This is a genomic window from Planctomycetia bacterium (assembly GCA_015075745.1).
Classification (GTDB): Bacteria; Planctomycetota; Phycisphaerae; order UBA1845; family UTPLA1; genus UTPLA1.
Map to the genome: position 1 here is coordinate 1,235,481 of JABTTW010000001.1, position 22,571 is coordinate 1,258,051.

Sequence of the window (22,571 nt, forward strand, 5' to 3'; positions counted from 1 at the left end):
CGTTGGACAGCCCGCGATCGTCGTGGAAGAATGCGGGCGTGTCGAAGAAGTCCGAAAAACGTCGATCGCCGGAAGCACCAAAGAGGGCCCGTAATACGCTGCGGGGGGGTGATCCGATTTCGCTGCCTCCGATCAGAACAACGGCCTTCCGGCAGTTCAGCGTTTCGCTGCTCATCGCGGCGGCGGCCGTCATCTGCTATTGGAACACGCGCGAGTACGAATTCGTCCGGTGGGATGACACCGGTTACGTGATCGGTAACCCCCTGGTGACCGGTGACGGTGGACTCAAGTCCATCTGGCTCGATGTTTTCAGAGACAAGCCGGTCAAGCTGTACTACCCGCTTGTGTGGACGTCGTACTGGATCGAGTATCAGTTCTTCCGGGATTCACCGGCCGGCTATCACATCGTGCAAATGGTATTGCACGCACTTGCATCCGTCGCCGTTTTTCTGGCGATTGTCTCGCTGGGGGCGCCGCTCCTGGCTGCGGCGACCGCCGGGCTCCTATTCGCCGTCCACCCGATCAACGTTGCGTCCGTCGCATGGATAGCCGAGAGAAAAAACACGCTCTCCGCGATTTTCTTCTGGGGCTCGCTGCTCGCTTATGTTCAATTTCGGCGTAGCGGGGGAATCTGGCGATACATCGCGGCGATTTTGGCGTTCCAGTTCTCGTTGTTCGCCAAGACGGCCTGCGTTGTGCTTGCGCCGATCCTTCTCGTGACCGACCGGCTGCTTGATGGGAAGTGGACGGCAAGGGCAATCGCCAGAACCGCGCCATTCTTCGGCCTGGCACTGACGATGGGACTGCTGACCGCGAGCGCTGAATCGCAAAACCGAAAGAGCGGAGAGCCGTTGGAGTGGTTGCTGCGCCCTTTCGTCGCCGCCGCGTCGCTGGTTCATTACATCGTTAAGACGATCGTCCCACTCGACCTGGTACCCGTTTATCAACGATGGCCCGCTTCGCTTTCCGAGCCCAGGTATTGGATCACCTCTGCAGGCGTTGCCGTGGCATGCGGGCTCGTCTGGAAGTTCAGGCGAAGACTCGCGCCGCTTGCATGGTGGAGCATCGCCGTCTTTCTTCTGGCCCTAGGGCCGGCATTGGGGCTGATTCAATTCAACTTCCTGCAGTTCTCATTTGTCTCCGATCACTTCGTTTACTTCGGCCTACCCGGCCTGTTGCTCATCGCGGGACTCTTGCTTGAGTACGCTGCGGGCACGACCGCCTCGCCCGGAACCGACTCGTCTCACCCGACTTGGCTTCAAAGTCCCGGAATTCGGCGCCGCGCGGCATGGATGATGCTCTTTACGATCGCAGCCATACTCGGCTGGCTCACAATCCGACAGAATCGCATCTGGAAAGACCCTGAGTCGTTCTGGACTTACACGCTCGATCATAACCCCGACTGCGTCGCCGGCGCCTTTAACCTCGGGAACCACTATTACCAGAAGAATGACTACGAGGCGGCGATGCCGCGCTACGCCCAGGCCGCCAAGATCGATCCCGAAATGATCATTTATCAACGAGCATGCGCGCGGTGCAGCCGGCAACTCGGTCGGGTGGATGAGGCGATCACTTACTATGCGAGGACCATCGAGAACCACACCAAAAAAAACTCGCGCGGCATTAACGACCGAATCGAGTTTGCCAATTACCTGCTCGCGCTGAACAGGGTTGCCGATGCACAGCGAGAGTTTGAGGCCGTGCTCAGGATTCAGCCGAACAATCAGGCCGCAGCGCAAGGGCTGGACCAGGCAAGGTCGCGGCAACGATAGTGCCCCTCGCGCCTGATTCACTCGCCCCCTGTTTCCCGCGTAATTGCCGCCTTGGCATTCTTTTTTTTGATGCCGCGTTAGCCGAAGCTTCCTGGTTCAGATATAATGCGTGGCGGGCAAGCCGAATCCGCATTCCGACAGAGGTCGACCATGTTTAATCGCGCGCGCCCTGCGACCCTCATAGTGCTCTTAGCCGCCGCGCTCGTAGCGGTTACTCAAGCCGTCACGAATGGCGACGATTCGGCGGGCCTGCGGACCCGCTCGGGGCGCCGCCCCATTTTTCTTTGGCCACCGGAGAAAAGTACAGAACAAAAAACCGAGCTTGGGGTCCCGATCACCCTCGGCAACTGGACCTATCGCGCTTTTCGCGCGGGAACGGCCCGTGACGGCGTGCCGTGGGAACTGATCGTCACCCCCGCTGGAAGTGGCGAAAGCGAGTGGAAAAAGGGCCAGGCCCTTGCACCATTGCCCGGCCTGTCCGCCGAGCGAAGCGGAGCCGACAAGCCGCTTAAGGACGAAAATGCGATTCCCGTGATCGAAATGCCCGACATCCTCTGGAAGAAATGGATGTCACGTGAGTTGCACGATGTCGTTGGCATCCATTTTCACGAACTTGTCACCGACGACCATGCCCGCATTCTCTTTACTTTGCACAAGGTTCCGCCCGATCTGCCGGACGGCACGGCGCCTGAGTCGGAGATATACGGTACGCGCATCGAGGCCACCCTGCTGGCGCCGGTTCAATTCAATCTCGATCAGACCGTCGTTGCCCGAGCCGATCCCCTCGACAAGAACCGTGTCGTGAGTCGCGGTGAACATGAACTCGGTCATGCTCAGCTGTCGCAGTCGGTGATCGTTGCCGTCATCAGCGGTCCACAGGACTGGGACCCCACGCGCTGCATCGGCCGACGATCGCGCATCGAGTATTACTGGAAGCGCGAGCAGATCGGTCGCTCGTGGAGCGGGTATCGCGACAGAACGAGGAAGATTCTGGCGCTACGCACGTCGATCGTTCTGGTGCCGCCAACCCGCTGGTCGATGATGCTGCCGATTCCACCGGAGCGGGTCACGCAGAAGCACATTCAGTCGTTCAACGACAGTATCGTTTCGGTGGCCCGGCAATTCGCCGAAGCCGATCGCCTGGCCCAGGAGAGATTCCACGCCGAGCACGGGGCGTTCGAAGCGGCCCCGTAAAGAGTTAGATACTTTTCAATACGGGTTTTCTGAGTTTGGGAATGGGCCGAATTCCCGCTACAATGGGTCAATAAATCGTTTTTCCTACGCAAACCGGGGGGCGGCTTGGTAACCAGCCGATGAGCCGATTGTTGAGGGGCCCTGCCATGACCCGAGCGAGTATCAAGTTCGCAGTTTTCCTAGTTGTCGCCCTGGCCTTCGGCTTCGTCGAAGCACCGTTGGGGGCCGCACCGACGGCCGTCGAGCATACGCCCGGCGCTCAGGCGTTTTCCCAAGCGCCGGACGTTACGCAGCGCGAGCCGGAAACGCCCCGTGAGGCCGACGCGGTTGATGTCTATTTTCGAGTCTCGTTTCAATTCGCCTACGACCGCGTGGCGATCTACTGGACCAACGACGGCAGCGAACCGGGCGGCAGCTTCGGCGTGGGCACGGTCGGCACTCTGGTTCTCAGCAACACAGGCGGTCAGGTCACCTTCGTCACCAATGAGAGCACGATGGAAGGTACGCGCGACTGGTGGAAGGCGACATTGCCGATGTCCGCGCGCGAGTATGCGCAGAATATCAAATATCGCATCAGCGCCTGGGACACCGGCGGCGGCGGTGAGGTCTTCGCCAATGGCGGCGCAAGCTACTCATACGTCAACAAGCTTGCATGGCCCGGCGCGGGGGCAGGCTCGCCAAACCCCGGCCTAGGGTATCCACCGGTCTACTTCTGGAAGGAAGAGGCCATGGTCGGCAACAACTACATCAACCTGATGCTCGACCAGAACGGCACGATCTTCGACATCTTCTATCCCGGCGCGGGGGCATGGCTCGGCGTGGCGACTAAGAACGAGGGCTATGCCGGCGGCAACGACACCTTCCCACCGTTCACCAGCGGCCGCGGGCAGATGCACGTCAATCAGGTGATGTGTGGTATCCGTGTGGATGGTCTGACGTACTGGATGAGCAACGAGAGCGGCCTCGGCTACGACAATGTCGCACAGGCATACAACCCTGACTCAAACACGGTGATCTCGTCCTCTCGGCTTCACGGCGGGGGCAACAACATCGCCGTTCAGCAGTACGACTTCTGTCCCAAGGGCATCACCTTTCCGAACGATCTCGACGGCAATCCAAATCGCGGGTTGTATGTGAAGCGGATGATTCTGACCAACAACGGCCCCTCGACGAAGGTGATTAACTTATACGCCTATGGCGACTTCGCGATCAACGGCGGCGACGGCTCGGACGCGATGTATCAGGACGGGGGCGCGGCGCATGGCGCGATGGTCGCATTTGACAACGCAGGCGGCTCGGCGATCAGTCGCGGAGAATACAATCCGCGCTTTGCACCGGACGACTACCCGAAAAATGTCTCAGTCTTCCTCGGCACGGCCCTGAAGAAGTGCGCCGGCGTTGGCGATTCCGCCGGCACCCCGGCGACCGATTCGTGGCGCGACACAAGCGCCGACAACGGCCAGGGCTGGATCGGCATGCAGCTCACGCTGGACCCTGGGGTTCCTGTCGAAGTCGATATGTGCATCGCGGGCGGCTTCAAGCAAGGGCTGTTCGCGGACGTTGGCGATCGACAGATTCGCCCTGCGCTGGATTGGTTCTTTGCGAACTCGATGTCGAGCGTGATGGGTGACACCGACGCCTATTGGCAAAGCTGGCTTAACGAAGGCGTGCTACTGGATACGCCGGACACGACTTATGACGAACTATTCAAGCGCGGGCTCCTGGCAACAGCGCTGCACCTCGACGGTGTGAGCGGCGCTGTGGCGGCGGGCTATCACAACGGTGCGTATCCATTCTGCTGGCCGCGCGACGCGGTCTACGCGGCGGTCTGTCTGGCCCGTGTGGGACATCTGCCCGAGGCGGACAAGGTTTATCAGTGGATGCGTGACGTGGCCTATCGCGACAACGAATCGTGGGGCAAGGGATTCTGGAAGCAGAAATACACCATGGACGGCCATGTCGTCTGGCCCTCGCCGCAGATCGACGAAACGGCGGTCTTTCCATGGGGTGTTTATTACCAGTACTTGATCACCGGCGATCTGGCGTTTCTGAGCAGTCACTATGACGAAGTGCGCGACGCCGCGTTTACATGCAGCACGAGTCCGGGAGATGCGGGTCTGCATGCATTGCTGAATTACAACGCGACGGAGCGGCTGATGTGGAGCAACAACGTCTGGGAGGATCAATACGGGTTCTTTATCTACTCGAATGCCAACGTGGTGCGCGGCTTACTGGATGCGGCAGCCATTGCCGGAGCGTTGGGGAACAATGCCGACTCGCTGGATTTCGGCAATCGCGCGGACACGATCCGTAGCGGACTGACCGACAAGCTCAACGCCAATGCCGAGGTGACCGACATTTCGCAACTGGGCATCGTCTATCCGTTCAATATCTTCGGGGCGACCTCGTCACAGGCCGCCAATTACATCGACCGCGTGAACGGCGTGGCGAATGACACAACCGGCAACAGCCACCCGCTCGTCAATTTCAATGACGACTACGGCTGGTTGAATCTCATCAATCGCTATTGGGGAGATTCATATTGGGGCGACGGGAGCCCTGCGTCACCGTGGGGAGCCGGCCCGTGGTTCCTGAGTACGCTGTGGTACGGACTCTACTACGCGGAGCGCGCCGACCATACCGGCGACAAGGCCGACATCGACAATCACAAGTTCCGCATCGATCTGTGCATTGACGAGCTGGGCCCGATCGGCTTCGGCGCGGAGCAGATGGCGCCGGCGTGCAACCCGTGCACCTGCCCGAACTGCGGAAGTCTCCTGTATCCGGGGCAGACGGATTTCGTATTGCAGACGGCATGGCCAAACGCCTGGGAGTCGATGTCGACGTTTGTCGATGCGTTGATGGCCTTTCTGGACTACAAGCCGATGGCGCCGACGGACAGCTTCATCATCGAGCCGAACCTGCCGACCGGCTGGAACACAATGACGTTTAGCGGGCTGCGACTGAAGGACAAGCGATTTAACGTACGATGTGACGAGGAGCAGGGGCTCAACACGCACACGCTGACCAATGTAACCGGCGGTACGCTTCACTATACGACGCAGCTTCGCGTGCCGACGTCGGCCAACGTCTTTGCAGTAACGGCCGATTGCCAGTACGTCGCCGCGGTTCTTCATCCAGCCAGCGGACGATTGCAGATCAGCGGCACGATGAACGCCGGGCCGGGCAGCGACACCGTCATTCGGGCTTACTATGGGCTGCGCGGCGATTTTGATCTGAACGCGGCGGTGGACATGGCCGACCTGCCAGTATTTGTGAATGTGCTGCTGGGGCTCGACCCGGACTGCGCGAACAATCCCATCGCGGACATGGACGGGGATTTTCTCAACGACGGAGGCGATATTCAGCCGTTCATCGACGCCCTTCTGCCATAGCGGCGAACGGTGCAAAGCGGGATAACCGCCATCGCGCAGATGGGAAGCAGGAATCCCTGGCCGCAGAGGTTTGCCTGCGCATCCGGCAAGACAGCCGTGTGCAGTGTTTGAGGTTGCGGCGACGGGGCGGATGAGTCCGGTTCGATGCCGCGCCAAGTCACGTTCACTGCGTCGGCGGAAACATCGATGACCGCGTAGCCGAACTTGTTCGGCTCGACAAAGCGCAGCCCGTTCATTTCGATGATCTTGTTTCGCAGAAAATCGAATCCGAGCCCGAACAGCAGCGTTCCCCGAAACTCCGCCCCACTGACGCCGGCGAAGCCAGCGATGAAATCGCCGATCTCATTTTGCAGCGTATCGGTCGCGATGGGCCCGGCGATGATTTCAGGCACCTTGAAGCACGGCGAGAATTCCTGGCGGATGGTGTTGCGCAGGAAGTAGGTGACATCCGGGTTGTACACGCTGGCATGAATGTCCGCCGACATGAGGACGACGCCGGTGATGCCGTTAACGTCAATATAACGGAGCAGGTCGTATCGCTCGGCGACATAGCCGTCCCAGCGGTCATACGGGATGAACAGAAGCGATGTAAACGGGACGGAGCTAAGCACGAATTTCCAGGTAGCAGTCGAGTTCTTCAGCCCATTCTTGAGCCACGCCAATTGCTCTGCGCCAAGCATGGATCGGGCAGGATCCGCCAGGCGAGTGATCGTCTCGATCTCCAGCGTCGGCAACAAAAACGCCCGGGGATCGGGCCCACCACCCTCGCGGCCTACGTCGCGCGAGCGGTACTGTCGACAGTCAAGGATGAAGAACTCGGCGAGCGAGCCGTAGCGCACGGAGCGATAGATGCGTGATTCGTCACCGGCGACGTCTTGCGGACGGATGGGCATGTAGTCGAAGAACGCGCGATAGCCGGCCTGTCGCTGCGCCTCGGTGATATGTGCCTCGAGGTCGCCCCCGTCATAGTCGTTCGCTACTTCGTGGTCGTCCCACTGAACATAGGCGGCGCTGGAGCCGAGGAGGGTCTGCAGGAACGGGTCATTGCGATTTTGAAGGTGCTTGGCGCGATAGCCCTCCAGATCAGACGCTCTCGGGATGCCGCCCGCGACTCCGTCAGCGTAGGCCGTGTCGCCCGCCCAGAACCAGATGTCCGGCTGCTCCTGGGCAGCCTTGCCGAGGACCTCAAATGGCTGATGAGCGGCGTTGGAATCACCGGTATAGACGAATCGAAACGGGCGTGCCGCGTCGGCGGCCGGCACCGTGCGAAAGGAACCGAGCGGGCTTACCGCTGCGGTCGCCAGATCGACAAACCGGTAAAAGTACAGGGTCGCCGGTGTAAGACCATCGACATCGACCTTGACCGTGCCGTCGCTGTCGGGCGATCCGGTGACACTGACAGATTGGAGAATTATCGAGAATGCCTGGTCAGAGGCGATCTCGAGCCGAACCTCGCCGGGCGGAGTCGCGCGTGTCCAGATCATCGCCGTCGTGTCCGTCACATCGCCGGATGCGACGCCCTGAGCGAAAGGGCTCTGTGCCTCGGAGGGCGAAACGAGACCGACAAGGGCAAGGAGAGTCAGGACGGCGGTAAGGGCGTTTTTCAAGGTTTCTGTCCCGTTTTCAGTGGTGTTGCCGATTGTAACTGGAGGATGGATTGCGGCCAATTGACTGCCGCAGTCGCCCGGACCCTCGCTGTAAAAGCAGCGGGAGAGCCGCTATGATCTAAGAAGTGGAGCGACTCAATCAGAGACCTCCCATTCCACGAGAGCAAATTATGAGCCGCGAAGAGGCCAAAACGCGAACACCGAAGCTGGAGACTGTGGAGCCGATCGGCAAGCGCGTCCTCATTCGCAAGGATGCCGACAAGAAGCAGACCAAGGGCGGTATCCAGCTTCCGGACAACATTGAGATTCCGACGATCACCGGGCGGGTCGTGGCCGTGTCCACCCAGGTGGACAACGACGAGGACTTTCCGCTGAAGCAGTACGACAAGGTACTGTTCAATCCGAAGCACGCAATTCCGGTGGATTTTGAGGGCGACAATCAACTCTTCGTCGTCCCGGTAGAGGATGTCGTCGCCGTCTTTCGCAAGGCAGGCGCCTGATTCTGCCCCTGCCCAGAGTGCCCCCCCGAGTTACACCTTCAATCAACTGCCTGGTCACGGTTACAATGCTCCCTTGAACTACTTGTTCGAGGGAGGCGGCAATGACCATTCGCAAGTACGCCGTTTCTGGCCGGAGACCTTCTCGGCTTGTTGTCATTCTGATCGCCTTTGGGCTGACAGCGTCGGCAACCGCAGTCGCGTCGGCCGCGGTGATGGGCGCGAAGAAGAGTAAGGTCTACCACACTCAACCGGATCGCTGCGGCGCGGCGAAGACCATCGCCTCGGGTAATCGCGTCTTATTCAAGTCCGTGCAAGAGGCGGAGACCGAGGGGCGAAGACAGTGCAAATCGTGCGCGCGGATTGAAGAGAAGTTAAAAGAGGAGGCGTCGAAGCCGAAGGAGCCGGAGACGCCCCCCGGTGATGACAAAAAGTCAGAGCCGCGGAAGACTGATGCGGAATCCGGCAAGGGCAACGAGGCCGGCGGAAAACAAAGTCAACCGGCAGGCGACGAAAATGCCGAATCGGGCATTGTAGAGACCGTGAAAGTTTCGCGCGTTCTGCCCGGTGCAACGCTGGAACTGGAGGGCGGCGAGCGCGTGCGACTGACGGGGATCGGCGCTCCGATTAACGGGCAGCCAACCGCGCGAGAGACCCAGAAAAAACTTGAAAAGCTGGTGAAGGGTCGAAAGGTGACGGTCGTATGGGCCGCCGAGGACGAATCCATTCGCGATCGGTACGGCCGTCGCGCGGCGTATGCAGCAATTGGATCCGACCGGGAAGACATCGGCGGGACGCTGATCCAAGAAGGCCTCGCATGGGTCGATCGCTCATCGGACTTCTCACAACTGAGTGAGTACTTGCGACGCGAGGACGACGCGGCCTGGGGGCAGCGCGGCGTCTGGAAGCGTCTAAAGGGGAGCCATGGCACGGCCAAGGTGATCGTCGGCAAGTTTACGCGAGAGTATCATTCGCCGTATTGCCCCCATGCGACGCTGCTGACTGAACCGGCGACAATCAGCGTCAACGAAGCGAAGGGGCGCCGCTTGGCCCCGTGTGAGTTCTGGCGGCCGGAATAGTCAAAGGTCTCGCGATCTGTCGCGACGAATCAATGGCAGTAAGGATGACATGGCGAAATTAAGTCGATCACGCAGGACGGGCGAGACGCTCGACATTTCCAAATTGAGGCTCATCGGGATGGTTCATCTGCCCCCCCTGCCCGGCTCTGCGGGGTCGAAACTGAGCATGTCGGCAATCATCGACCGGGCAGTCATTGAGGCGCGGCAATTAGGCAAAGCAGGATTCGACGCGGTCATCGTTGAGAACTTCGGCGACGTGCCCTTTGCGGCGGACCGCGTTCCGGAAGAGACAATCGCCGCGATGAGCATTGTCATCGCCCAGGTTGTGCAGACGTGCGGCGTGCCGGTGGGCGTCAACGTGCTTCGTAATGACGCACTATCAGCCTTGGCCATCATAGCGACGACGGGGGCAGCCTTCGTCCGCGTGAATGTGCTTTCCGGCGCTTACGCCACAGATCAGGGCATCATTACGGGAAAGGCCAATGAGGTGCTGCGGAAGCGAGCGGCGATCGCCCCGCATGTCGGCATCGCCGCGGATGTGCATGTCAAACACGCGACACCGATTAGCCAGCCGGATATCACCCTGGCCGCCGAGGAGACGGCCCATCGGGCGGGCGCGGACGTGCTGATCGTCAGCGGAACCGGCACCGGCAAGGCAACCGATCTTGCCGCCGTACGCCGAGTCAAGGAGGCCGTCCCGAAGACGCCGCTATGGATCGGCTCGGGCGTGACTGCCGAGACGGTTTGTGACTATTTGGACATCGCGGACGGGTTGATCGTCGGAACGGCTCTGAAGCGCGGCGGGCAGACAACGGCAGCGCTGGATGAGAAGCGGATTCGCGAATTCGTCCGCGCCGCGAAGCGCGTATAGACTGCCTTTAGGCAAGACGATCACCGTGGCCGCCGAGGATTACTCCTCCCCGCCTGCTTTCGCCGCGCCTTCGATGCGAAGATCAAGGCAAACCACCGTGGTGTGATCGCGGGCATACAGTAAACCGTCCACGAAGACCGGTACGGTCCAGCATCGCTCGCCTTGTCGCTGCTTGGTCACTGTCTGCCACAGCGAGCGCGTGTTTCCCTCAAAGATGCTCGCCGTGGAGATCGGCTCAAAGCCCACAGGCGAAGCCTCGGCAACTTGCAATTCACCCGATTCACGGAGCAGGAACAGGTACCGCCCCACCGCGAGCATGGGACCGTGGACGATGCGCCGCTTGAGCCATTCCACCTTGCCGGTGGCGAAGTCCACGCATTTGAGGCCCGTCTCGTCACAGGTATAGATTTTTCCGTCGATCAGAATCGGCGTCTGGAATTTGTTTCGTAGCTTGAGGCTCTTCCAGAGTTCTTCGGCGGCGAGATTGTCTCCATCTTTCCGCAGCTTAAAGAGCGCCGCGCCGTAGCCATAGCCGGAGCTGATAAGCAGTCGGCCGTCGTGAAAGATCGGCCCGGCAACGTTGACGCCTGAGTGTGAAGGCCAGGGCAGCCGCAGGACCAACCGGCCGGTATCTCGCTCAGCAATGAGAATGCTCTCCGCCATAAACCCGCAGATGTAGCGCTTGCCCTCGAAATCGAATGGATATGGTGTGGCGTATCCCGCCGGGTCGTCCCCGCAGGTCCACACGAGTTTGCCGGTCGTCTTGTCCACCGCTCGAAGCGAGCCGTCCTTGCCGCCGGCCGTGAAGATCGCGAGATGGCCGTCGATCAGAACCGAGCCGGAATAACCCCAGTGCGGCTTGCCGTGCAGCTCGTACTCCCAGACTGTCTCGCCCGTCGCAGCATCGAAGCAGAACACCCGGGCGTGCGACCCCATCATGTAAACGCGATGGTCGCTCACGGTCGGCGTCGCGCGAGGGCCGTGGAGATTCGGATCGGGATCGGTCATCTCCGGCTCAAAGGGACGCTCCCAGATCACCGCGCCGGTGACCGTGTCGAGACAGATGACGGTCTGCTGCTTGTCCCTTGTCCCGCCGGTGTAGAGCCGGCTGCCGACGATGGCGAATGAACTGAAGCCCGGTCCGACTTCGCGGGACCACAACTTCGGCGGTCCTTCACTGGGCCAGGTCTTCAGGAAGTTGGTAGCCGGGGCCGCACCGTCGTATCGCGGCCCGCGAAGGTGCGGCCAATCTCCGGCGTTGAGACTCGCGGAAGGAGTGGCAATAGCAAGCAGGCATGCCCAAATCGGCGTTCGCATGGCGAACATCGTATGAGTGAGGAAAAACCCGGTCAAACGGCGGGCGACTTCGCCCCGACCCTAGTGCGTGCCGACGATGTCGAGAATCACCATCGACGCGTCGTCCGCCTCAGAAAGTCCGCCGGGCAGGGTGTCGAGTATCTCCGTGAGCTCGGCTCGAAGCTCGTCCGGGTCGCCTACCAACTTGGCTGCGACATTCGGCTGGAGGCATGGCATCGCGGGCATGGGCGGGCGCTGCTCGATCAGGATCGACTCTAGACCGTCGCTGTAGAGAACAATTCGCTGGCCGGGCTTGAGCATGATGGATTCATCCGTGAACTGCTGGCCGGCGCAGAGACCGAGCAGGCTGCCGTCACCATGCAATTCGCCGATGAGCCCGGAACGGTCGATGAGCATGGGCGGCGGATGACCGGCGACGGAGTAATCGAGTCGCAGTGTCTTGCAGTTGATGATGCCGTACCAGCCGGTGATGAACTGCGAATCGGGCAGGCCCTGTGCGGCGAGTTGATCGTTCAGTGCGCTGAGCACCTCGGACGGCCTGGCAATCACATAGTCATTGCCATCGATACGCTTGGGCTGGATAGCATGCTTGATGTACATGGTCAGCAGCCCGGCGGCGACACCGTGCCCGACGGCATCGGCAAGATAGAAACCGTAATGATTCTCGTCGAGCCGAAAGATGTCGAAGATGTCTCCGCTGACCCATGTGCAGGGCCTGAAGAATGTCGAAAATCGCAGCGGCCCCGCGGCAACAAGATCGCGCGGCATGAAGTCGCGCTGCAGCCGCGAGGCCAGGCGAAGCTCGCGGTCGATGGCGTCGAAATGCTTGTGCAGGCTTGTATGCAGGCGATGCATGCCGCTGACTTCGCGGGCGAATGCCTGAAGTGCGGGCTGAAACTGCGTGACCGCGAGGATGGCGCCGCGGAGGACGTCCATTCCCGAGTCCACGGGCAGGCAGACGAAGCCGACACCGACATTGGCAAAGCGGTCAGGACGCGCGGTAAGGACAATGACTCCGATTTGAAGCTCGCCCAGGGCCGCGAAGCACTCGCTGAGGCGCTTGCGATCGCCTGTCGATTCCGCTTGTTTCGCTTCGCCTGCGTCGATCCAGATGGCGACATCGAAACCGGGAAGCGACCAACCGGCGGGAATCTCAGCCGGAAGTTCGACCAATCGGGCAGCGCAAAATTCGCTCGCCGCCGACAACCGGCCCGCGACAACTTGCGCCGACGTCCGATCACCCAAAACGGCGATCCGGTATATCGGACTCCGCAGCAGACGGTCCGCTGATTGACCGGCCGTCGTGACTACTCGAGTGGTTGTCGTGGTTGCCATTTGACTTTCAGCCGATAAGTACCGCCGCGCAATCGATGCTGCGTTGTTACTTCGGCTGGGATGAATGGCAGGTTCACTTAGCGAATTGAAGCGTCCCGCGATGGGGACTCGGCGTGCCGGGTTTGCCGGCCGGCCACGTCCGAAGGCGGATAGCGATTAGACCTCCGCGACCCGCTCGGGGTGGGCCGCCAGCGTCTCGCCGATGGTCATGCGCTGCATCTCGCTGGTGCCCTCGTAGATCTCGGTAATCTTGGCATCGCGGAGGTACCGCTCGACTTCACTCTCGCGGCAGTAGCCCATGCCGCCGAAGATCTGAATCGCCTGATTGGCGCAGAAGCTGGCCGTCTCGGCGGCGAAAAGCTTGGCCATCGCAGGAATGTGCAGCGAGTGGCCCGCCTGTCCCTTGACCCAGCAGCCCTTATAGATCAGGGCTCGACTGGCGGCGATGCGTACGGCCATGTCGGCGACCTTCCACTGAATCGCCTGAAACTCCGAAATGCTCTTGCCGAATTGGCGGCGCTCCAGGGCATACTTCGCCGAGCGATCGAGCGCAGCCTGGGCAATACCAAGGGCCTGAGCGGCGATGCCGAGTCTGCCGCCGTCGATGGCGGTGAGGGCAATCTTGAGGCCGTGGCCGCGCTCGCCGAGCAGGTTCTCGGCGGGGACCTTGCAATTCTCGAAAACGAGCTCGGTCGTGCTGCTGCCGCGGATGCCGAGCTTGTCTTCGTGCTTGCCGACGGTCAGACCGGGTGTGTTCTTGGGGACGATGAAACAACTTGAATTGCGCCGGTCCCCATCCTCTGTACGGACGAAGAGAAGGACGATGTCAGCTTCCGAGCCATTCGTCACCCAGAGCTTCGTGCCGTTCACAACCCACTCGTTGCCCTTGAGGACGGCGCGACATTTGATCGAACCGGCGTCGGAGCCGCTGCCTGCTTCGGAAAGGGAGAAGCAATTGAGCCACTCGCCGGATGCCATGCGCGGCAGCCACTTCTTCTTTTGGGCTTCAGTGCCGAACTTAAGTATCGGGTCGATGACGAGGGAGTTCTGAACGCTGTTGATGACGCCGACGGAAGCATCGGCGTAAGACAGTTCTTCGACAACGATGGCCGACGCAAGCGCGTCCATGCCGGCGCCGCCGTACTCCTCGGGGACGCAGATGCCTTGATATCCCATTTCGCCAAGCTGCTTGATAACCTCGTGGGGAAACTCGCCCTTGATATCGCGCGCCATCGCGCCCGGCGCGATGACGTTTCGGGCAAAGTCGCGAATGCTGTCTCGCAACATGCGATGGTCTTCATCCAACTCGTACCCGAATGCGATGACGTCTTCCATGGTCGCGGCGTCTTCCTTCATCATGTTGCGGCCTTCAGAGGTATATGTTCGTTTCCGGTATTCGCAGTCGAACCGCCCTTTGTCGCGGCTTGGTTATTCAGATCGAGCAACACTTCGGCCTGGTTAGGCGCTGAGGCGTTTGAACTCCGCGCGGGCAATGAGCATTCGCTGCACTTCGCTGGAACCCTCGCCGATCTCGCAAAGCTTGTTATCGCGGAGCAGTCGCTCGACGCAGACATCCTTGGTATAGCCGGCGCCGCCGAAAATCTGAATGGCATCCCAACCGACCCGGCTGGCCATCTCAGAAGCGAACAGCTTGGCGATGGAGGACAACTCCTTGTCCGGGCGGCCGGCGTCATGGGTGCAGGCGGCCTGACGAACGAGCAGTCGAGCGGCCTCAATCTGAGTTTCCATGTCGGCGAGCTTGAACTGAATCGCCTGGTGGCTATGAAGCGGCACGCCAAAGCTCTTTCGCTCGGCGGCGTAGCGCACGGCCTCCTCCAGGCAGCCTCGCGCGAGACCGACCGAGAGGGAGCCGATGGTGACGCGACCGCGATCGAGAACGCGCAGGGCGTCGATGTATCCCTCGTTCAGCTCACCGCACAGATTCTCGGCGGGGATTTCGCAGTTCTCGAAATTCACCGGTACCGTGTCGCTGGCACGCATGCCCATCTTGTCTTCAGGCTCGCCGATGATCAGGCCGGGCGTTCCCTTCTCAACGAGGAAGGCGGAAATCGTCCGGGCCCCGCGCTCGGGTTTCGTCCGGGCAGTGACGACGAAAACGTCGGCGCGCTTGCCATTGGTAATCCAGAACTTGCGACCGTTGATGACCCAGCCGGCAGAGGTTTTCTCGGCGCGGGTGGTCATGGCCTCGGCATCGGTGCCGCATTCCGGCTCGCTGAGACACCAGGCGCCGATCGCCTCGGCGGAGGCCAGCTTGGGGAGCCACTTCTGCTTCTGCTTATCGTTGGCGGCAAGGCGAATGTGCGTCGAACAAAGGCCGCTGTGCGCCGCGATGAAAAGGGCGGTCCCGCCGCACCACCGGGAGATTTCCTCGACGACAACCGTCATGCCGAGAAGGCCCTGACCTGAGCCGCCGTACTCCTCTGGGAAGGAAACGCCGAGGAAGCCGACCTTACCCATCTCACGGGTGACCTCATCCGGCAGCCACTTTTCCGCGTCCCATTTTCTGGCGTGGGGCGCGATCTTTTCCGCGGCGAACTTACGCGTGAGATCGCGAAATGTCGTCAATTCGTCCGAAAGCGTGAAATTCATGTCGTCCTGCTCACAAGATAGAAATTCTGCAGCCGGGATCAGGCATCGAACCCGACAAATCCTCCTCCGATATGTCCTATCGGGTGAGGTTTGCATAATAAGGTTCGCCGCAAGGTGGGTCAAACGGGGCGACTCAATGGAACTTGCGATGGGACAGATGATTAGAGCGAATATGGAGCAGCCCGCGACGGCTTCTCTACCGCGAGTTCAGGGTTTGTGAATTTGATTCTCGCCTCAAAGAAAAAACGTATTACCTGCACTGATTTTGAGGGTTATCGCTCGTAAAGCCGAAATCCCTTTCCGCGAATCTTTTCCGCTCGCCATGAAACCGTGTCGGGATCCTGCCCCAACAGGATCGTCCAATCGCCATCAGACGTCTCTTCGAGCAGAGATTCCTTGTTGACCATGTTTTCGTAGGGCAGGAGGTCATACGCCATGTTGTAACGCAGGCCGGCGTGGGCGCTCGTCGGTATGAGATCCGCCGGAAGAATCGCCCGCTTGCCGCCGCCCTCAAGGATTACCCCCTGCTGATGCCGCGTGTGGCCGGGAAGAATGCGCGTCGAAATGCCTTCGGCGATCTGCGCGTCGCCGGACAACAACGTGAGAAGGCCCGACTGTTCCAGCGGCTCGAGATTCTCCCGCCGATATGTGCCGGTCATAACGGCATGGCCCTCGACTGCGTCGTCCCACTCGCCGCGCTGAACGAAATACCGAGCTTTCGGAAACGTCGGCTGCCAGCCGCCCTGACCATCGGACATGGTACCGCCACCTGCATGATCGAAATGAAGGTGCGTGAGTATCACAATGTCGATCGACTCTCGATCCACCCCGGCCGCGGTCAGCGAGTCGAGCAGCCAATGCGACCCAAAGCTGAAAAACCCATGCTCCTTTTCCGCGTATTTGGCGTTCTCGCCGCAGCCCGTCTCGATGAGAATTCGGGCACCGGACGTCTCGACAAGCATACAGCTCGTCGCCAGCGGAATCCGGTTCTGCTCATCAACCTGAACGGCTCGGGCCCACACCGGCTTGGGGATAATGCCGAACATGGCCCCGCCGTCCAGCGAAAAGGTGCTCCCATCCAGGACGCGTATCGTCAGGTCACCGAGATGAAGCGTCGGCGGCGTCGGGGTCGGTCCCTGTCTGGCGGCAAGCGGCATAACCGCGAGTCTAATCCCGCCGCGCCAATCGAGCCACCGAAAACGCATCGGCCGATCGCTTCGCGGAATCCGGCCGCCGTCGATATAATCCGCCGCTCACGGCTCCGGCACGCGCCGGGCATTCACGCTGAGAGTGACCAGGAAAACCACACGGAATCACATCATGCTGCTGGCTGAAAAACTCGCTCACTGGACAAACAAGCTCAAATACACCGACCTGACCAAGGACGCGATCCACGAAACAAAGCGGCGCTTCATCGACTCATTGGGCACTGCCCTGGGGGCCTACGGGTCGAAGCCGGCAACGATCACGCGAGCAACGGCGACCGCCGTGCCCTACCCGAAGGGCGGTTCCGCCATCGTCGGCACGATGGCGCGTACGACGCCCGATCTCGCCGCGCTGTGCAACGGGGCACACATCCGCTACCTGGACTATAACGACACATACCTTTCGAAGGAGCCGGCCCATCCTTCAGATAACATCGCGGCCACACTCGCCGTGGCACAGGCCGCAAACCGCCCCGGCAAGGACCTCATCCTCGCAACCGTCATCGCATATGAAATCCAGTGCCGGCTCTGCGATGCCGCCTCACTTCGGGCTCACGGCTGGGATCACGTCACCTATGGGGCATTCAGCTCGACGCTGGGCGCATCCAAGCTATGGGGACTCACTCCCGATCAGATGGTCCACGCACAAGGGCTGGCCGGCGTCTGCAACATCGCAACGCGCCAGACGCGGACCGGTCAGATTTCCATGTGGAAGGCGTGCGCTTTCTCCAACGCCGCTCGAAACGCGGTCTTCGCTGCAAACCTCGCGCGGCAGGGTTTCACCGGACCCAATGAGATCTTCGAGGGGCCCAAGGGCGTATTCAAGATGCTGACGCGCTGCAAGTTCGACGTGGCACTGGGCTCGAAGAGCGCCGGCTACATGATCAACAAGACTTACATCAAGTACTGGCCCGCGGAGTACCACGCCCAGAGTTCTATCGACGCCGCACAGCAGATTCGCAAGGCGTTCATGGCCGACGGGTACAGTTGGAAAGACATCCGCAAAATGGACATGGAGTCATTCGAAGCGGCGGTGTCGATCATCGGCAGCGAACCGGAGAAATGGCGACCGACGAGCCGGGAAACTGCCGACCACAGCATGGGATACATGACCGTAGCCGCGCTGATCGACGGAGATGTCACCCGCGATACCTTCTCCCCGAAGAAGTTCACCAACAAGAAGTACCTGGACTTGCTCGACAACACGACCATCGTCGAGGCGAGTGACCTTAACAAGGGCTACCCCGACGGAATACCGAACCGGCTGAAAGTTCGCATGGCCGATGGGAAGGTTTACGAGAAGACGGTAAAGTACCCGCGCGGCCACGCCGGCAACCCCATGTCCGACGACGAGGTCGAGACGAAGTTCCACACACTCGCCGAGGGCGTCATCCCCACCAAGCTGCAAAACCAGTTGCTTTCTCAGTTGTGGTCGCTGGACAAGGCCCGCGACGTACGAAAGCTCTGGAATTTCAAAGTGTCCGGCAAAGGAGTTCGAGCACACTGATCGAAGGAATCACGCCGTTAATCATGCACAGGCCGGGTAGGAGCCGGGCATACGAACCCACGCGGTAAATCCGGGATCAACAATCACACAAAATAGACGACGGCCGTTGAAGCTCTCACTTCAACGGCCGTCTGTCGTATATCGATCTGGACTTGAGTCGATTCTTCTCTAACTAGAGCGGCTTGCGCATCTGCGTAGCGTCCGGCGCCTCTGCCGGACGTGAATCGCAAGGAACATTTCCTGATATACAACGCTGCATCAACGCGCAATCTGCCATAGATTGTTTTTTTATTCGGTCGTCTCGGTCCTGGGGGTCGCCGCTGTGATAAGAGGCGTCATGAAATCCGATGTTTGACATGCCGATACACTCGGGAGCGGAAACGGAGAAGAACCGGCCGCTGCGGCCGGAGTTCATGTTGTAGCGGGCATACTCATAATGCCATGTCCCGTTTCCCAAGTCTGTGACACGGCGGCCGAGTGTCATGCGACCGTCGCCTGGGAAGTCGATGTACGTGAGGGTGACGGAGGCACTAACAGCCGCTGTTCAGCAGGCAGTCACCGAAATTGGGGACATCGTCCAAGTTAATAATGCCATCGCGAACGGCCTCGACGTCGCCGGCGCACAATTCCTGAAAGGACGGACCACCGAAGAGCAGCCGGTCAACAAAGATCTTGATGTCCAAGCCATCCACCACGGCGTCGCCGTTCAGGTCGCCATTGATGCAGGGATACGGCGTGACGGTCTGTGCTGTCGCCGTCGAAGTCGTACCCGGCTTGAAATAGCCAAGCGTCACCGTCCCCTTGCCGGCCCAGGGCGCGACATCGGCATCAAAACGGAAATTGTAAAGCGTGCCCCAGCGAAGCGCATTGGCATTGGCGTTGACCGAAAAATCCTCGGTCGACCAGGTCACGCTCGAATTTGCGACGACCGGCGGCCAATCGGTGCCGTCGTAGTTGACGTTTCCGGGGCCGTCGCCGTCGTGGTAATCCACATCGCGAAACTCAATGTTTGTAATGTTGGCATCGGGACGAATGGGAATGGAAACTGATCCGATGGACCGGTCGGAATTGAGATTCTGTACGGCGTATTCGTAGTGGTAGATTCCCCCGCCGAGGTTCGTGGCTTGTGCGGCAACGATCACCATAGCGGTCAGCCCCCCGTCTTCCTGGGTAACAATGTCTACCTCGCTGACGGTGGGGTCGGTATCCTTCCAGGCCCTGATACCGGCTTGCTCTCTCTGGGTCGAACCGATCGCGGTAAAGCTCCAGGCGGTACCGCTGCCGGTCACCGAAAGGGGTCGATAAGAGGCGTTGTTATTCTTGTGACCCGCTGAGGCATCGTCGGCGGCGATATACTGTCCCTCACCAAAATAGCGCGTCGCATTCACATCGCCCGAGCCGTTAGAAACTTCAAGGTCAACGATCTTTGCCTGGCAGCGGCGAGCGACCGGGCCGGAAAAGCCCGGGTTGGCCACGGGGTGGATATGAACACCGGTCGTCGGATTGACCTGCCACTTAGGGCCCAGACTGCCCTGTCCGCCGTTGCGACCGGACGCATAAGGGTCTGAACAGCCGACCCCAAGGGCGTTGCCGCTGGTTCCGGAGCAAGAGGCACAACAAACATGGTCGCTCAAAGCGTAGAATCCGTGCTTGAGCCAGCTCTGTCCAAGCTGCTCAAAGCGGCGGGATCCATTGACCAGTTTCATTCGAAAGATGTTCTGACCGATCACCGGGTGCATGTTGCTCGGCTGGTCAATCCAATTGAGATTGACGTTGCCCAGGTTGCAGGAGGTGGTGCCCATCGAGAATGCCTCGATCCCGCTCGCGCTGTTGTAGTTCGAGACGGAGTCGTGGGATAGGACACCCACGACGACATCGGGGCCAATGGACTGTGTGGGTGATCCCGGACAACCGGAGCCCAAAGCCGGGCGAGGTTGAAGAACGACCATTGCAGCGATAACAACACACGAAAGTAAGAACGATCGAGTAACCGGCTGGGACATTCTGCGCCTTTCTTTTGAAGAGATGTGCTCAAGCTTGCTTGAGCGACGAGCCATGGCGGAGTCGACCACGCAGCGAACATATCCATCGGAATGATGGATCGGTTGGCACATGCGCAGTGGTTTGTTTGGACCTCCCGCCGCTAAAAAATTAACTCGCAGTGTTCCAGTGTACCATGCCGATATTTCCCCATCAAGCATTTTTGACGAATCTGAGTGGCAATTCTCGGACCCCGAGCGGCGCGAATTAGGCGATAGCACACAGTATGCGCGGAAAAAATAATCCTTGCGGATAATTTCGGCCGTTCAACGCGTCGAATTTCGGACTACGCTGGTCCGAGCAGTGGAATATGCCGAAACGGCGCAGTGGATCGCGCCGAACCGTCGCTGGCTTTCTCCGCAGAGGATCGTCTCAACCTTCACTTCAGGACCGAGTTCCTGGGTGAGCCGCTCAACGGCGATTTGGTCATATTCCTCGAAAAACCCGCCCGAGCCGGGCATCAGGAAACTCACCGCTGTTTGAATTCCGTTGATGTGGTTAAGGCCACGATTCTCTTCGGCCAGACTTGGTATAGGCACGATCTTAAAGCGGACATCCTCCAACTTCTTCAGAAGTGCTCGGCGTGCCGCGTCTCGCCTGCGGATGGCCGAGAGGTATTCATCGAATTGGGCATCGCCCGTCGAATTGCCGGCCGGTCGCGATTCCGCTTCGGCGAGATCCATGGCCAGTAGAAAGGTCTGAAAGTTACCCACCCCGGAGTCAACTGTACCGGCGCTGAAATAGTCGCAGAGCGCCTCAGGGTACTGGCCCATCCTGACCGCAGCCGCATTCAGCCGCGGTCTGGCGATCGCGAGAAACCCCGACAAGCGGCCCGCCTCCAGGTGCGCGATGCATTGGGCGAACTGCTCGTCACTCAAGACCTTTGCCGCGTACAGGGCCTTGGTGCTGATTCGCAGAATTGTGCGAACGGCCGCACCGGTGTCGTTGACAAAGGCGGTGAGTCCGTCTTTGCGAGCACGAACCGACAATTCATAATCGATGTGATATGAAACAGCCGGCAGAACGACGACAGCATCGGCGTCGAATTCCACTTTGAACGCGTCAATCACCTGATCCGCCGTCAGTCCCAGCGCGAAATTACGAAACACCTCGGCCTCGCCGATGAGCAGGTATCGCCAACCCATCTGCGGATCGGCGACCAGCATGAGATTCCCGCCCTGGAACAGCAGGGGCGATTGAACGATTGTGTGGCCGGACGCCTTCAGCCCTCCCCATAAATGGCTCTCGCCCGGGGCAAAGATACTGCCTTCTTCGCCACGGCTGGCAAATCGCGGAACGATGGTCGCGGGCTCGGGGGCGGATTCATCCGTCGATTGGTAGAGACCAGGTTTCCCGTTGTCCTGGGCCCATTCAGAAACGTCGAATGGCTCGGCAATCACAGTGAGCTGATCGAGGCGCTTAAGCGGCCATAGCCGGGCAAAACCAAGCATCAACTTGAGTTGGTCCTTTTCGATGCTGACGACGAAGCGCGCATCCGGTACGGCACTGGACAACTGACGAGCGATGTCGAGCGAACTGCCGTCTCCCACTCCCCGCCAATAGTCGCCGCGCGCCAGTTGAAGCCGAAAAAGGGCGATCTCGCCCTCACCGGACTCCGTCGCCGCCCGGAATCGCTGTTCACCCTTGTAGAATTGGAATGGAAGATTCTGAACCTCGTCTCCGATCTGATCGGCAGTTCGCCGTGACATCAGAAGGCCAAGAACATAGCGGACGATCGTGTAGTCATCATCCGGCCCCGCACCGGGAATCGGAAAGTACCTCAGCAGATCAACCGGCATTCCCACCTGCCTCAAAACGGCAAGGTCCTCCGCTTCTCCGCGGCTCAGATTCGCCGGACCGATGATGGCCAGGACGTGCGTAAGCGTCTTTAAGAGTCCGTCGCGTGCAAGACGCGTGGTGACATGGTCCGCCGCCGCCCGCAGATACGGCGCCGAATCTTCCGCCGGAAGCGCATAGGGCCAGGCAGGGCCGGCATCATCCACGACGGCGCGATAGCCAAGGAGCGAAGGCCGAGCCTCGGGAATACTTGACCAATACACGCTGGCTGCCCCTGATGGCGCGTGGTGAACGATCTTGATTTCTGCATCGACGGGAAGCCGAGAGTCCTGGCCTGCAACTGCC

15 protein-coding genes are annotated in these 22,571 nt (G+C 60.1%); 7 read left to right on the plus strand and 8 right to left on the minus strand.

Translation table 11 applies throughout. The features are described 5' to 3' along the window. The first annotated feature begins 38 nt into the window (after positions 1–38). From HS101_04905 to HS101_04915, 3 genes are all read left to right on the plus strand, one after another. Positions 39–1,772, plus strand: coding sequence for a tetratricopeptide repeat protein (locus HS101_04905; protein ID MBE7505610.1), 1,734 nt, complete (start codon positions 39–41; stop codon positions 1,770–1,772). A gap of 150 nt (positions 1,773–1,922) precedes the next feature. Continuing rightward, positions 1,923–2,966, plus strand: a complete 1,044-nt coding sequence (locus HS101_04910) for a hypothetical protein (protein MBE7505611.1) — start codon at positions 1,923–1,925, stop codon at positions 2,964–2,966. Positions 2,967–3,112: 146 nt separating this feature from the next. Beyond that, on the plus strand, positions 3,113–6,361 hold the full coding sequence (locus HS101_04915) for a hypothetical protein (GenBank protein MBE7505612.1): 3,249 nt from the start codon (positions 3,113–3,115) through the stop codon (positions 6,359–6,361). Here the strand turns inward: HS101_04915 and HS101_04920 are convergent. Further along, positions 6,331–7,968 carry an alkaline phosphatase D family protein gene (locus HS101_04920; GenBank protein ID MBE7505613.1) on the minus strand — a complete coding sequence of 546 codons (1,638 nt, stop codon included), beginning with the start codon at positions 7,966–7,968 and terminating at the stop codon, positions 6,331–6,333. The two genes, HS101_04915 and HS101_04920, sit on opposite strands and share 31 nt — an antisense overlap. Before the next feature lie 170 nt (positions 7,969–8,138). On the opposite strand from HS101_04920, the gene HS101_04925 reads away from it, so the two are divergent. The 3 genes from HS101_04925 to HS101_04935 all read left to right on the plus strand — a co-directional run bounded on the left by HS101_04925 (position 8,139) and on the right by HS101_04935 (position 10,415). Further along, a complete protein-coding gene (locus tag HS101_04925) occupies positions 8,139–8,468 on the plus strand; it encodes a co-chaperone GroES (GenBank protein MBE7505614.1) in 330 nt (109 codons plus the stop codon). Between the two features lie 101 nt (positions 8,469–8,569). Beyond that, a complete protein-coding gene (locus HS101_04930) occupies positions 8,570–9,544 on the plus strand; it encodes a thermonuclease family protein (GenBank protein MBE7505615.1) in 975 nt (324 codons plus the stop codon). A 49-nt stretch (positions 9,545–9,593) separates the two neighbouring features. Then, a complete protein-coding gene (locus tag HS101_04935; GenBank protein ID MBE7505616.1) occupies positions 9,594–10,415 on the plus strand; it encodes a BtpA/SgcQ family protein in 822 nt (273 codons plus the stop codon). A gap of 39 nt (positions 10,416–10,454) precedes the next feature. Here HS101_04935 and HS101_04940 read toward each other — a convergent pair whose 3' ends face one another. The 5 genes from HS101_04940 to HS101_04960 all read right to left on the minus strand — a co-directional run bounded on the left by HS101_04940 (position 10,455) and on the right by HS101_04960 (position 16,882). Beyond that, the gene (locus tag HS101_04940) at positions 10,455–11,732 is read right to left on the minus strand and encodes a PQQ-like beta-propeller repeat protein (protein MBE7505617.1); all 1,278 of its coding nucleotides are present in this window, start codon (positions 11,730–11,732) and stop codon (positions 10,455–10,457) included. 60 nt (positions 11,733–11,792) lie between these two features. Beyond that, a complete protein-coding gene (locus tag HS101_04945) occupies positions 11,793–13,067 on the minus strand; it encodes a serine/threonine-protein phosphatase (protein ID MBE7505618.1) in 1,275 nt (424 codons plus the stop codon). A gap of 156 nt (positions 13,068–13,223) precedes the next feature. Further along, positions 13,224–14,402, minus strand: coding sequence for an acyl-CoA dehydrogenase family protein (locus HS101_04950; protein ID MBE7505619.1), 1,179 nt, complete (start codon positions 14,400–14,402; stop codon positions 13,224–13,226). A 123-nt stretch (positions 14,403–14,525) separates the two neighbouring features. Further along, positions 14,526–15,677 (minus strand): acyl-CoA dehydrogenase family protein, encoded by a 1,152-nt coding sequence (locus HS101_04955; protein MBE7505620.1) that lies wholly within the window; start codon positions 15,675–15,677, stop codon positions 14,526–14,528. 272 nt (positions 15,678–15,949) lie between these two features. After that, the gene (locus HS101_04960; GenBank protein ID MBE7505621.1) at positions 15,950–16,882 is read right to left on the minus strand and encodes an MBL fold metallo-hydrolase; all 933 of its coding nucleotides are present in this window, start codon (positions 16,880–16,882) and stop codon (positions 15,950–15,952) included. Positions 16,883–16,997: 115 nt separating this feature from the next. Here HS101_04960 and HS101_04965 point away from each other — a divergent pair, with 115 nt between their 5' ends. Then, positions 16,998–18,389 (plus strand): MmgE/PrpD family protein, encoded by a 1,392-nt coding sequence (locus HS101_04965; protein ID MBE7505622.1) that lies wholly within the window; start codon positions 16,998–17,000, stop codon positions 18,387–18,389. Positions 18,390–18,919: 530 nt separating this feature from the next. Here the strand turns inward: HS101_04965 and HS101_04970 are convergent. Further along, complete coding sequence (locus tag HS101_04970) at positions 18,920–20,257, minus strand: hypothetical protein (GenBank protein MBE7505623.1); 1,338 nt, start codon at positions 20,255–20,257, stop codon at positions 18,920–18,922. Between the two features lie 438 nt (positions 20,258–20,695). Continuing rightward, positions 20,696–22,489, minus strand: a complete 1,794-nt coding sequence (locus HS101_04975) for a hypothetical protein (protein ID MBE7505624.1) — start codon at positions 22,487–22,489, stop codon at positions 20,696–20,698. Positions 22,490–22,571 lie beyond the last annotated feature (82 nt).

Bases quoted from the DNA above. Each gene is read 5' to 3' on its own strand.
- HS101_04910 (MBE7505611.1), top strand. From the start codon at position 1,923: ATGTTTAATCGCGCGCGCCCTGCGACCCTCATAGTGCTCTTAGCCGCC.
- HS101_04915 (MBE7505612.1), top strand. From the start codon at position 3,113: ATGACCCGAGCGAGTATCAAGTTCGCAGTTTTCCTAGTTGTCGCCCTG.
- HS101_04925 (MBE7505614.1), top strand. From the start codon at position 8,139: ATGAGCCGCGAAGAGGCCAAAACGCGAACACCGAAGCTGGAGACTGTG.
- HS101_04930 (MBE7505615.1), top strand. From the start codon at position 8,570: ATGACCATTCGCAAGTACGCCGTTTCTGGCCGGAGACCTTCTCGGCTT.
- HS101_04935 (MBE7505616.1), top strand. From the start codon at position 9,594: ATGGCGAAATTAAGTCGATCACGCAGGACGGGCGAGACGCTCGACATT.
- HS101_04940 (MBE7505617.1), bottom strand. From the start codon at position 11,732: ATGCGAACGCCGATTTGGGCATGCCTGCTTGCTATTGCCACTCCTTCC.
- HS101_04945 (MBE7505618.1), bottom strand. From the start codon at position 13,067: ATGGCAACCACGACAACCACTCGAGTAGTCACGACGGCCGGTCAATCA.
- HS101_04950 (MBE7505619.1), bottom strand. From the start codon at position 14,402: ATGGAAGACGTCATCGCATTCGGGTACGAGTTGGATGAAGACCATCGC.
- HS101_04955 (MBE7505620.1), bottom strand. From the start codon at position 15,677: ATGAATTTCACGCTTTCGGACGAATTGACGACATTTCGCGATCTCACG.
- HS101_04960 (MBE7505621.1), bottom strand. From the start codon at position 16,882: ATGCGTTTTCGGTGGCTCGATTGGCGCGGCGGGATTAGACTCGCGGTT.
- HS101_04965 (MBE7505622.1), top strand. From the start codon at position 16,998: ATGCTGCTGGCTGAAAAACTCGCTCACTGGACAAACAAGCTCAAATAC.